The organism is Candidatus Poriferisodalis sp. (assembly GCF_965204125.1).
Lineage (GTDB): Bacteria > Actinomycetota > Acidimicrobiia > Acidimicrobiales > Poriferisodalaceae > Poriferisodalis.
In genome coordinates this window covers 1071780-1084360 of sequence record NZ_OZ241968.1, presented here as the reverse complement: position 1 = coordinate 1084360, position 12581 = coordinate 1071780, and the positions used below count along the sequence as shown (strand labels likewise).

Below are 12581 nucleotides of genomic sequence, written 5' to 3'. Positions count from 1 at the left end.
TCACTCCACGCTAAAACGCGAAGAGCCAGCAATATTCCGCCGCGCGCACTGCTGCCAAGCGGCCCCCGCTTCGACGCGAGCACCGCTATCCGCTCCACGCGGGGCTCGATCAGCCGCATGGCCTCGACTGCCCCGTCCTCGGCGTCGGTCAGCACGACATCCGGGACGAGAGGTCTGCCGCATACTCTCAGCCACGGCTTCGTCATCCGTGGGCAGTACCCGTTTCTGGAACGGGAGGAACAGACGGTCGGGATCGAGCCGTAGGGAGCAGCGCCGGCGCAGGAAGCCAGCGGGCCCGGGGTGGCCGCGTCCGGTCCGGGCTCAGCTCGGCGGGGGCGGCCGCCTGGCTGCGTGAGCTCTCAGACGTTCGAGGAGGGGGTCGGCGAGAACTTCTCGACCCCCGACCGCAATCAGCTCGACCGACTCGGCGTCGAGCACCGGCCCTTGCAGGAACGCAGCCACCGAGGGGGGCACGACGTCGGGGGGCTGCACGAGCAGGGTCGTGCCTCGCACGTACGCGAGCAGCGGCCCGGCCACCAGGGCGTCGGCGAACCTCGTGCCGTCGGCCACGCCGACGCGGCGGTTGCCCAGACAGCGGTCCGGAGGCGACGTCGCCGCAAACGCCGCATGCTCGGCCAGCCGCACTGCCGTCTCGTAGCGATCGGCACCGCCTACCCGCACCACGCGCAGGCCCATGCCGGCAATGTCGCGGGCCACACGGGCCGACACGGCGTTCTCGCCGCCGATGACCACCACGTTGTGCACCCAGCCGTAGTCGCTGCTGTTGCGCAGGTGGCTGCGGACCTTCGGCGGCAGCGCATCGGGCTCGGTCAGCAGCAGCGGGTGCGGGCCCACCGCCGCCACCGGCGCCGCAGCCAGGGCGTCGGCGAACTCGGTGCCCGTCGCCAGCAGCACGGTGCGCTTGTTGCGGTTGCAGAACGCCTCTGGAATGCCGACCTCGCGCGCAATCAGCACCGAGGTCTCGTAGCGATCGGCGCCGCCGAGACGGGTGAGCGCCTGCACCGCGTCGAGCGTCTCCAACGAGCGCTCCACCTCGAGCGACACGGCCTCGGTGCCGCCCATGACGTACACATGCGAAATCTCGTGGCGCTCGATGAAGCCCGCGACCGTGCCCGAGAGCCGGTCGGGATCGGTGAGCAGGATCGGCGCCTGCACCTTGCCGGCCAACGACGATGCCGCGAGCCCGTCGGCGAACCGCCTGTTGGTCGCCACGATCACCGTGTCGACGTCGCCGCCAGCCGCCGCGACCCGCCTGACGTACTCCTCGGCCACCTCGACGGCAGTCGCCGTGCGGTCGCCGCCCGACACGCGCGTGGTTGTCACCGCGCCCCCGCCGTCGGGTCGGTCGTCGCCGGCCGGCTGCTCGACGGTCGGCGTCAGGGGCGGTTCCTCGCATTCGGGGCACTGGTCGGACCCCGGCGCGTCGAACGACAGGCGCGTCTCGACGGTGTCCCAGCGGATGATCGCCGGGTTGCCCGCGGTGTCGCGGACCATCACCCCCGCGGGAAGAGCCAGAGAAGACCCGAAGAGGCCCAGCACACCGGTGCCGTCGCCGGCACGCACCACGTAGCGGAAGCGCCACAGGTCGGTGCCGTTGCCGGCCGACAGCACAGCAGAACGCCGGCTGATCGGCCCGCTGGGCGGGGCAATGCCGACGATCACCGACGTGGCGCTCACGTGCTGCTGCGGAACCGACACCGGCTCGCTCCAGCGCAGCTCTACCTCGACGACATCGCCGGGCCGGTAGACGCCGCCCGCCGGCACCGCCGCCACACGGGCCTCCCGCACGCTCGGCCTCACGCCGTCGATGAGGTAGTTCACGTGATCAGCCCCGAACGCGCCCAGCGTGATGCGGTTGGTGGCGGCGCCGCCCGACGTCGGCGTGAACGTGCCGCCCGACAGCGTCACCGTGCCGGTGCTGAAGGTGACGCCGCCGCTGGCGAAGTCGCCCTCGGCCACCCGGTAGCTGAACAGCGCCTGGCGAGACGCCGACACGTACGACTGATGCTTGAAGGTGACAGTTCGACTGCCGATTGTGGCGGGCAGTCCCGGTGACCCCTGGACGGTCACGCCGTCATAGAAGTGCAGCAGGACGTAGACCACTTCGCCGAGCCTGAACGCGGTGGGCGACCGCGTCGGGCTCTGCACGGCAGGCCGCGCCGCGACCGGATCGGCTTCCTGGGCGTTCGCGGGCACCACGAATGCCGGCGAGAGCGCGGTGGCTGCAATGGCAAGGGCGGCTGCAGCGGCCGCCAAGCGAACTCTTCTCACCGCCGAGCGGATCCCGTTTCATGTCGGCATGAGCAGTTGCGGCGATGTGACGTGCTGGCCGCTGGGCTGAAGATCACTTGCTCCGCGCATACATGCATGAGGGCAAGCTAGGCCATACATCGCGCTGTGAGAACGCGGGACGCCGCCCGCACTGAGCGATTTACCGAATGGTTCCGGGGCCGACTGCCCAAAAACCCGCTATTGCATGTTTTTTTACATGTGTGGTACTCATGTGCAGCATTCATGATTTCCGATCAACGCTGACCGCGAATTCTGTGGCGCCCGACGCTTCGGGCTGCCGGATTCCGCGGCAGGTTTTGAGATGGGCTGAGGATGCAGACGATGAGCAGCAATGCGCCGGTCCCGGCCGCTGAACGCGGCCAGCAAGATAGCAGCCCAAGCCGGGGCACCCGGCCGCCCCACAGCCGGCGCTTCGCCAGGAGGCTGGCACCGCTGCTGGCCGCTGCGGTCATCGGGTCGATGCTGGCCGTGGTCGCCAGTGCGTCGCCGGCCTCCGCTCAGACGGAGCCCGCGCCCCAGTACGTCAGGGCCGAGGCCCGCGACGCGTCCATCTGGCTGCAGTGGCTCATCTCCCCAACCGCTAGCGGCTACGAAGTCGGTTACCAGACGGGTTGCTCGGGCAACTGGAGCACGCGTACTTCCGCGAGCGGGAACGGATTCCACCTGTTCACCGGGCTGAACAATGGCACCTGTTACCACGTGCGAGTACGGGCCAACGGCGGCGCTTGGGCAACTCTCAACGTCGGCCTCACGCCGAGGTCATTCCGTCCTGGCCAGCCGACCAATGTCTGCTACACGGTCAGCGGCAACGTGGTGACGGTGTCGTGGACCAGACCCGGCGGCAAGCTGACCGGTTTCGAGACCCAGTACCAGCACCCGAGCGGCGGATGGTGGGTGAACGGCCCCCGCCACGACTACCGAGCGACCAGCGCGTCGTTCACGGTGCCGCAGCAGACCATCGACGTGGGGCCCTTGATCACTGAGTACAACGTGCGAGTGCGAGCGGTCGGCGACGAGGCCGGCGACTGGGTCGCCGCCATGCCTGCCAGCAGCTGCGGCGGCGGAACCGGTGGCGGAATCGGTGGCGGTGGCGGCGTACCGGGCGGCGGCGGACCCGGCGGTAGTGGCGGCCCCGGTGACGGCGGCGGCGGTTCTGGTGGCGGTGACGGACCCGGCAGCGACGACGACGGGGAGGACCGGTCTGCCAACCCGGTCGCCACGGGCGGCACCGTGGTGCTCGTCAACGGCTGGAACGCCGATGACGCCGCCGTGGCCTCTCATCTCGCGTCACGCCTGCGCAGCGGGGTGATGGCCTACACCTCAGACACCGAGGTGCCCGACGAGACCGAAGAGTTCCTCAACGAGACGAAGCCCAACGAGGTGATCTTCGTGGGCGACACCGACGCCGTGCCGCCTGCCCTGCTCGACCGGGTGCGCTCGCTGCGCTCGTCGCCGACCGTCTGGCGCGTCTCGGGCACCGATCGCGCCGCCATCGCGGCCAACGCGGCGCGGCACCTGCTGGGCAGGCCCGCGGCGGCAGAGCCGATTGCACTGGTGGTGGTGAACGGCGAGTCGCCGGGCGAGATCGGCGTGGCTGCGGCCGTCGCCGCACGGATGCAGCGATCCGTCATCGTCTACACCGCGGCCGATGCGCTGCCCGAGGCGTCCGCCGCGCTGCTGAACGACTACGACGTCAAGCGGGCGCGGCTGATCGGCGGACCCGAATCGGTCGGCCCCGCAGTGCGCGACGCGATCATCGCGGCCGGCGTCGAGCCGGGCATGGTCACCCGGCTCGCGGGCGCAGACCTCGCAGAGACCGCTGCGCTGGCGGCGCGCAATGTGCTGCCCACGCCGGGCACGGGTTCGCGCGACATCACGCTGGTGATCGTCAACGGCGGGTGCCCGCCCGATGTCGCCATCGCCGCCGGCCTCGCTGCGGACCTTCCCCACTCTGCGGTCGCGTTCACCGAGACCGGGTCGCTGCCCGCAGCCACCGAGCAGCTCCTGCGCGACTTCAAGCCGATGCGGATCTACCTGGTCGGCGGCACCGCAGTGGTGAGCGAGGAGATTCACCAAGCCATCGCCAGCGCATCGCCGCGCGACGTCATCATCCGGCGCCTCACCGGCGAGTCGCGCATCGAGACCTCGGTGAACACCGCACGCTGGATCCGCAAGGGTCGCTAGTCGGCGCGCCGCAAGATGTCGCGCACCCATTTCACCTGCTGATCGGGCAGTGCACGGCGACCGCCCACCACCACCAGCTCCACCGCCTCGCGGTCGAAGATGCCGGCGCGCAGCACGCGCACGACGGGGGCGGGGATGAAGCTGGGCGGGTTCAGCAGCAGCGTGGGACCCTGTGCGTAGGCGATGAGCGGCCCGGCCACCAGCGCGTCGGCAAAAGTGCGGCCGGTGACGATGGCCGCAGCCTTGTTGCCGAGGCAGCCCGCCGGCGTGGGCGAGGTGTCGTCTACCGCGTACTTGGCGAGCAGGGCGGCGGTGTCGTAGCGGTCGGCGCCGCCGACGCGCACCGTGATCAGGCCGAGGCGTGCGAGCATCTGCTCCACACTGCGCGAGACGGCGCTGGTCTCGCCCACGATCACCACACGGTCGATGGAGCCCTCCAGCGCGCCTTGGTGCAGGTGCGTGCGCACCAGCGGCGGCAGGCGGTCGGGATAGCTGAGCAGCAGGCTGTGCTTGCCGACCGCCGCGACCGGCGCTGCCGCGAGCGCATCGGGAAACTTGGTGCCGGTGGCCAGCAGCACGGTTCGCCGGTTGGTGCCGCAGAAGCTGCCCGGTGTGCCCACGTACTCGGCGATCTTGACCGACGTCTCGTAGCGGTCGGCACCGCCGAGGCGGATCACCTCGCGCACGGGCTCGAGGGCTTCGATGGCCCGCTGGACCTTGTACGACACGGCCTCGTGCTCGCCCATGATGAACACCCGCTCGATGCCGTGGGCCTCGATGAACTCGGCCGTGGGCTTCGACAGCCGATCGAGCTCGGTCAGCAGGATCGGCGCGTCGATCAGCCCCGCCAACGACGACGCCGACAACGCGTCGGGGAAGCGCAGCGAGGTCGCCACGATCACGCTGTCGATGTCGTCGCCGGCGTTTCTCCGCCGCTCGGCGTAGGTCTCGGCGACGGTGACGCCGGTGGTGATCCGGTCTGGGCCTCCCACGCGTTCCACGTCCACGTCGCGCCACTTCCCCCTCGGGGTGCGAGACGGCGGATCGCCCGGGTCGTCTGACTGCGGTACGTCGGCATCGCCCGGCGGCGGGCTGTCGTTGCCCGGCGGTGGGTTCTCGTTGCCCGGCGGTGGGTTCTCGTTGTTCGGCGGTGGGTTCTCGTTGTTCGGCGGTGGGTTGTCGTTGTTCGGCGGTGGGTTGTCGTTGTTCGGCGGTGGGTTGTCGTTGTTGTCGGGCGGTGGGTTGTCGTTGTCGGGTGGCGGATCCTCGTTGTTGTCGGGTGGCGGATCCTCGTTGTTGTCGGGCGGTGGGTTGTCGTTGTCGGGTGGCGGTTGCGTCGTCGGGGTCGTCGGCGTCGGTTGCGGCGTCGGGTTCTGCGTAGGGGTGCGAGGCGGCGGCAGCCGTGTATGCGGCGCCGCATGCACCCGGTTCGGGATGACGCACACGACGTTCGATGACGCACCGGCTGCACGCGTCCCGGCGTAGGACCGCACGAACACCTCGTACTCGACATCGACGCCTGTGGCTACGTTGAACGTGTGCGTCCTCGCCGACGCTGCAAGACGCTCGGAACGGCGGATGTGGTACTGGTCGTTCTCGTCGTACCAGAAATAGCTGACGACCCAGCCGTCCGCTGCCACACCGCTGCGCGACTCCCCGGGGATCCACCCGACCGTGATCGACTGCGCGGTGCCCGAGACCGCCGTGATGATCGGCGCGTTGGGCACGCCGCTGCCGAACGCCGTCACTGTCTGGTTGTACGCAGGGTCGGTGTCGTCATCGGTGGGCGACCACGGGCCCGTCTGCGTGCCGTTCTTCGCTCGGACCCGCCATTGGTACTTGGTGCCCGACACCAGACCGGTGACGATGAGCGGCTGGTACGTGCCGCTGTAGTCGACGCTGTTCCACTGCTGCCAGGTGTTGTCGCTGCCCAGGGAGCGCATCTGCACGTCGTAGCCCGTTGCTCCTGCCACCTCGTACCAGAACAGGTACAGGCCGTTCGATATCCGCACCGTCTGCATGGGCGAGCCTCTGTCGAGCGCCTGCGCACCCACCGGGAACGCAACGGTGGCGGCGGCGACCAGCGCAACCACAGCAACCGCCACGGCACCGCGCCGCATGCGACGGCGGCCCACAGTGCCGCCAAACCTGACGGAAGGTGCACCAGACCGGACGGCAGGTTCGTCTCCCGGGGCGGCAGAAGCACCGGCACATCTGTGCCTGTCGTGATGCGGCTCGCCGCTGTGCCAGATTCTCCACACGCTCTGCCTCTTCGGAGGCGCGCGAGACTAGCGCTGCCCGCCTGCCCGAGCTGCCGCAGCTCATCTCGGCTCTCACCGACGACCCGCAACGGCCCGGTACAGCTTCGGGCGTCGCCGCTGTGCAATACAGCAAGCAGTGATGGTGCAGTTCTCTCATTAGCGTCCGTGCGAAACTATCATTTGGGCTAGTGTGGAAGTGTGGTCGCACGCATCGAGGGGCACATCGCCCGGCACCTCAGTCCCCGCGTCAGCCGTGCGCTTGGCGGCTTTCGCGTCGTGGTGCTGCACGGTGCGCGCCAGTCGGGGAAGACGACCCTGGCGCGCAGGGTGGCCGAGCGCGCAGGCGGCACCTATGTCACCCTCGAAGACGAGCCGATGCTGCAGGCTGCGCTTGACGATCCCGCCGCGCTGCTGAGTGCGTGGCCGACGCCGCTGGCTGTCGATGAGGTGCAGTTGGCCGGCGACCGGCTGATCAGGGCGGTCAAGCGCCTGGCAGACGAAGAGCAGACGCCGGGCCGGTTCCTGCTGACCGGTTCCACCGATTTCTTGTCGGTGCCGACTATCAGCGAGTCGCTGGCCGGGCGAGCCAGGCTGATGCGCCTGACCCCCCTGTCTCAAGCCGAGATCGCCGGCGCCGAGAGCCCGCCGATCGAGAGGTGGATGAGCGGCGACAGCCCGCCCGGTGCCCCGCGCCCTGGCAGCTCGCCGCCGCTGAGCCGGCGCGACTATGCCGAGCTGATCTGCATTGGCGGGTATCCCGAGGTGCTGCGGCTGCCCGAGGACCTGCGTGCGGGCTGGTTCGAGAGCTATATCGAGACCGTCGTGGGGCGCGACATCACTGCGCTTGCGGACATCCGGCGATCCACCGCCCTGGCGCCGCTGCTGCGCTGGACCGCCGCCCAGACATCCCAGGAACTGAACCTCACCGCGGCGTCGAGGCGGCTCGCCATCAGCCAGCCGACCGTCGTCAGCTACCTCGATTGGCTCCGGGCCGTGTTCTTGACACAGGAGCTCCCGGCCTGGTCGCGCAACCTGTCGGCGCGAGCGATCCGGCGCCCCAAGCTGCACATTGCCGACACCGGCCTCGCCGCGCACCTGCTCGGCACCGGGCCACAGGCGCTGCTGGCGCCGACGTCACAGGCATTCGGCATGCTGGCGGAGTCGTTCGTCGTCAACGAGATCGCCCGTCAAGCCACCAGCAGCGCTGTTCGCATCAGCCTGTGGCACTACCGCGACGCGCACCATGAGGCAGACATCATCCTCGAGACGCCCGACGGCTCGGTGACCGCCATCGAGGTCAAGGCCAGCAGCTCTCCCTCGCCCCGCGCCGCAGATCACCTTCGCTGGCTGCGCGACCGGCTCGACACCGTGGCCCCCGGAGCGTTCGCCGGCGGGATCGTGCTGCACATGGGCGAGCACGACCTCAGCCTCGGGGACCGCATCAGCATGCGGCCCATCTCCTCACTCTGGACGACCTGACCAAGTCTCTGCCGGGCGGGCGGGAGCGGTGTGACGATCCTCCGCGCGGTCGTGGCAGTCGGTGGCTGCGTCACCGTCGGACACGGGCGCTCCTCGTGCAACCGACAACTTCAGGAGGCTCCAGCCGACAATTTCTGATGTTTGCAGCCGACAGATTTGTGAATCTCTGGTCGACAGTTGACGCCATGCCGTCGATGCAGCCCGAACATCTCGCGAACGGCCGTCTTGAGACTGTCAGGGCCCGAGATCGCACGGAAAGGAGCCGAACAAGGAGAAACAGGACCTTGGCTGTCTGGGCGGAGCGGCGGGCAGGCGGTCGACACTGTGGCCGCCAAGGCTGGGCACGGCGGTGCATCTGCAGTCGCAGGGGTCCCGCCCCTGGGGCTCCTCGCGTCTGTGCGGGACATGCTCGGGGCCCGCGACAAGGTCTTGTCTGGCTCCGCTGCAGCCGGGGCTCACTTTGGGCGGCGGATCCTCATTCGGCTTCGTCGATCGGTCGTCCGCTGGCGAGCTTCATCGCCAGCACGTAGCGGTCGCCCGCTGAGTCCACCACCAGGCAACTGCCGGTGTAGATGCGCTCGGGTTCCATGGGCAGGTTGACGCGCTGGAGCTTGGCGCCGTCGTTGAGCCAATCACGGCGAAGTCCTGGGTGACGCTCGCTCACCACCACAACGGCACGTCGCAGCTGCTCGGTCATCGCCTCAGAGACGACATCGACATCTGAGGTGAGCCGGGCGTCGGTCTTGGTGGCGATGACCGCGCCACCTGCCACGTGCAGGTGCAGCACTTCGGCTACGCCCTCGTCGGCGAGCACATCGTCCAGCTCGGCCAAGTAGCCGAGCATTCGTTCTGCGGTGAACAGAGTCTCCGCTGGTCCTGAACCGCGCTCAGCGGAAGCCATGCACCCGGTGGTCGTCAAGGGTTGCGGGCACGAACCACACGTTGTGCCGGCCGCATGCAGGCGGCGCCACCGAGCGCACCCAGTCATTCCACGGCGACTGGTCCAAGCGTGACTTCGTCAGCGACACAGGCCGGCGCGCCCGCGACGCCGCGACCCACGACGGGGCCTGCACGCCGTCGCGTTCGCACAGCGCATCGACCACGGCCGCTATGCGGGCGAGATCAAAACGACGCGCCCCGAAACGGTGGCGAAGGCGGCGATGCCGCGGCGGGTCGGCGATCATGCGGCGCCGGCGCAGCGGGTCAGCGGCCGCCCAGTCCTTGACGAACTGCCGGATGGCCACCACACGGCCCCTCCCGTCGTCGTCCGCGATCAACCCAGGCAGATCACAGGCGCGCAGCAACACATCAGGGACGTCCACCGACGTCGCAGCTGCGCTCGCGCTCATGACCGAATCGTAACGGTCAGCCCCGTCGAGCAACGCTGCGGCCGAGGCCGACTGCGGCGGCCCAGGCACCGCACATACGGACCCATCTGGGGACTGTCGGGGCTCGAGATCGCACGGAAAGGAGCCGAACAAGGAGAAACAGGATCGTGTCTGTCTGGGCGGAGCTGCGGGGCAGGCAGTTCCGCGCACCGCCGCGGGCTCATTTCAGCTTCGGCCGGCTTCGGGCCGGGCGGACGTAGATCGTTGGACTCCTGCAGGGGCCTCGTGTTTGCTGTCCGCAAAGGCGTAACCCCGGCCGTTTGCCGAAGCATTGACGGTTCCGGGGTCTTCGATCGAGAGCTTACCCCTGGCGAGTGACATGTCAACGCCTGAACTTCCTTCGCAACCGAATCGCCCACCACGAACCGATCCACCGGCGCAACCTGACCGCAGACCACGACAACCTCGTGAGAATCACAGGGTGGATATGCGAGCACTGTCACCAGTGGCTGTCGAGCTCAAGCCGCACGCCGTTGGTCATAGCGTCCCGGTAAATCGCGCCACCTGATTTGAGGCGACAATTCGCCGCGCACTTTTGCTTTGAGGGCTTGCCCGGCATTCGTGCCGACTTGGCGGCCGACGATGCACTGCGCAGCGCGCTGCGCCCCGCTGCCGGCCGGTCGAGTCTCACCTGCCTCGCGCAGCGCCGTGAGGTCACGGCCGGGCGTGCGTCAAGGAGCGTCCGACTCTGTGTCCGCGATGGTGCGGAAGGTGATCGACACGCGTCGCAGGCGGGCGACCTTCTGCCCACCCCAGGCGTCGGTGCGCCGCTTGGCGATGCCATGACGCCACCGCCAGCGCGCATCGCCGTGCATGAGAACGAGACTGCGGGGCTCCAGCCGCTGCACGAACCCCTCGCCGGTGGCGTCGCAGCGGAAATCCATGTCGACCGCTGAGCCCAAGCTCACGGTTGCAACGACCGGTCCGAAGCAATCCCTGTCGATGTGCGGCGCAATGCCTTGGCCGGGCTCGTACTCGTTGACGATCGCCTGCTCGAATGGCTGATGCGCGTCGAGCAGGTGCTTCGAGTCCTCAGACGCGGCGGCACGAACCCTGTGCGTGAGCTGCGTCAGCCACTCCGGCAGCGGCCCGATGCGGGCGGACTCGTCGAGCTGACGATTCGCGTAGTCGTACTTGTACCCGTAGTGCTGCACGCGCCTCGCGAGATCGCCGAGCCACCCGCAGCCGTCGATCTTCGCGAGCAGCTCAGTCTCCTCATCTGCGGACAGAAAACCCGGCTGGTACTCGAGACCCGCAGGGCAACAGCCGTCTCCTCAGCGAGCATCAACAGTTGCCGTCACTTCGTCTTGGCGACTCCAGCACTGGCGCCAATCTGCGGCAGGCGCTGGCACCAGTACCCAGCTGCCGCCCGACTCTCGCGACTGGAATCCTCAAGCACTGTCCTACCTTGCGCTCCACCATGGAGGCGCATCAAATCGGAACGCGACCTGAGTCTGTCGGTTCCACATAGCAAGACTGCCGTAGAGCGGGGACGGATTGATCTTGCGTGTGACGATGATGGCTGCGGGGACAATGGCCCCGCCTGCCACGAGCGCGTGATGTGCCGAGTGCAGCCGGGCGCCCGTGGTGAACGTATCGTCGATGAGCAGATACCTCTTGCCGTCGACTACTCCGGCCGGGAGGAATCCAGATTCGCTTGCCTGATTGAAATCCATGTTGCCGGGACCTTGAATCAGCGGCCGGGCGAACGGAGCGAAGATGCCGGGAAAGTTGTCCTCGATGGCCGACTGAAGCGCGGGCCGGTCGCTGTGATGAGTCGACGGCACTGCGACAGTTTCGTCCCAAGTCCCGAACTTTGCGGCGAGCGCTCCGCCGTGCTCGGTGATGTACCGGGCAGCGATCGCCGCGACGTTTCTTGACTCTCTTGCACGAACGGTCTCGTCGCTGTGCTCCTTGAAGTCGTGCATCCGCTCGCGCAGCGGCGAGGGCTTGGCGTAGAAGCTGATCGGAATGACCATCGGACATGGATGGGCGACTTGGCCGGAGGTGTTGGTGCAGCTATTGCACAGCGCGGGAGGCGATGTGCGACCGGAGCGGCACATCGGACAGACATCTGGCGCATCGCCGGGCATCGGGACAAGCTCGTCCGCGAGTGCGTCCGAAATGGCGATGAGGTCGGCTGTCACTTTGCGCAGCGGTCAAGAACAGCGGCGACATCGTCAACGCACTCGACGAAGGCCACGAGCGGGTGCTTCGTAAATTCCCGAGCCCATGCCTCATCACCGAGGACGGGCGCCCACAGCAGCACTGGTTTGGCCTGCTCGAGCGTCAGTTCGGCTTCGATGCGTGTACCGCTCTGGCCGCTCGATTCGATCACAAGACTGGCTGCGCTGAGGCCCGCGATGACCGCATTGCGGGCGGGGAACGTGGTCTTGCTGGGCCCATGGCCGAGCGGAAACTGCGAGACGATGGCTCCACTCTTGGCGATCTCGTCTCGCAGTTTGAGGTTCTCCGTCGGGTACACACAGTCTGCCCCGGTGCCGACGACGGCAATGGTGTGGCCGCTCACCGCGAGTGCGCCACGATGTGCAGCGGCATCGATTCCGCTGGCGAGGCCCGAGACAATGCTGTGACCCCGTTGGGCCAGCGCTGCAGCGGACTTGAATGCTGCGGTAACGCCGTCGTCGCTCGCTGAACGGCTGCCGACGATGGCGATCGGGCAGCGCGTGGACTTCGCAAAATCTCCGATGATGCACAGATAGCGAGGCGGAAATTCGATCGCACGAAGTCGGTCCGGATACTCGGCGCTCTCGAGCGAGATCAACCTGACGCGCTCTTGAGCGGTGGTCGACTGTCCCCCGCGGAGCGGCGCATCTGCGTCGACCCATTCGTCATTGGCAAGCGATGCTTGAGTGATCGTCGCCGACAGCGATTCGGAATGCTCAAGGAGCGAGACATCGGCCATGCGGCTCATTGTAGGAATGGCGTGAGACAC

Annotated in this window: 9 protein-coding genes; 2 read left to right on the top strand and 7 right to left on the bottom strand. The window is 68.2% G+C overall.

The annotated features are described in order from the left end of the window. Positions 1-321 precede the first annotated feature (321 nt). Positions 322-2277 carry a cell wall-binding repeat-containing protein gene (locus ACOGXD_RS05015; RefSeq protein WP_419916812.1) on the bottom strand — a complete coding sequence of 652 codons (1956 nt, stop codon included), beginning with the start codon at positions 2275-2277 and terminating at the stop codon, positions 322-324. Positions 2278-2634: 357 nt separating this feature from the next. Here ACOGXD_RS05015 and ACOGXD_RS05010 point away from each other — a divergent pair, with 357 nt between their 5' ends. Next, entirely contained in the window at positions 2635-4497 is a 1863-nt protein-coding gene (locus ACOGXD_RS05010) for a cell wall-binding repeat-containing protein (RefSeq protein WP_419916811.1), read from the top strand. Here the strand turns inward: ACOGXD_RS05010 and ACOGXD_RS05005 are convergent. Beyond that, positions 4494-6602 carry a cell wall-binding repeat-containing protein gene (locus ACOGXD_RS05005; RefSeq protein ID WP_419916810.1) on the bottom strand — a complete coding sequence of 703 codons (2109 nt, stop codon included), beginning with the start codon at positions 6600-6602 and terminating at the stop codon, positions 4494-4496. The genes ACOGXD_RS05010 and ACOGXD_RS05005 overlap by 4 nt on opposite strands. Before the next feature lie 354 nt (positions 6603-6956). Between ACOGXD_RS05005 and ACOGXD_RS05000 the strand changes: the two genes are divergently transcribed. After that, positions 6957-8237, top strand: coding sequence for an ATP-binding protein (locus ACOGXD_RS05000; RefSeq protein WP_419916809.1), 1281 nt, complete (start codon positions 6957-6959; stop codon positions 8235-8237). Positions 8238-8712: 475 nt separating this feature from the next. Here the strand turns inward: ACOGXD_RS05000 and ACOGXD_RS04995 are convergent, their stop codons facing one another. The 5 genes from ACOGXD_RS04995 to ACOGXD_RS04975 form a co-directional block, all read right to left on the bottom strand. Continuing rightward, positions 8713-9138 (bottom strand): hypothetical protein, encoded by a 426-nt coding sequence (locus ACOGXD_RS04995; RefSeq protein WP_419916808.1) that lies wholly within the window; start codon positions 9136-9138, stop codon positions 8713-8715. Then, positions 9125-9586, bottom strand: coding sequence for a hypothetical protein (locus tag ACOGXD_RS04990; RefSeq protein WP_419916807.1), 462 nt, complete (start codon positions 9584-9586; stop codon positions 9125-9127). Before ACOGXD_RS04990 ends, ACOGXD_RS04995 begins: the two co-directional genes overlap by 14 nt. 710 nt (positions 9587-10296) lie before the next feature. Further along, positions 10297-10779, bottom strand: coding sequence for an alpha-ketoglutarate-dependent dioxygenase AlkB (locus ACOGXD_RS04985; RefSeq protein ID WP_419916806.1), 483 nt, complete (start codon positions 10777-10779; stop codon positions 10297-10299). 249 nt (positions 10780-11028) lie between these two features. After that, positions 11029-11604 carry a hypothetical protein gene (locus ACOGXD_RS04980; RefSeq protein WP_419916805.1) on the bottom strand — a complete coding sequence of 192 codons (576 nt, stop codon included), beginning with the start codon at positions 11602-11604 and terminating at the stop codon, positions 11029-11031. Between the two features lie 164 nt (positions 11605-11768). Further along, positions 11769-12551, bottom strand: coding sequence for a DNA-processing protein DprA (locus ACOGXD_RS04975; protein ID WP_419916804.1), 783 nt, complete (start codon positions 12549-12551; stop codon positions 11769-11771). Positions 12552-12581: the final 30 nt, after the last annotated feature.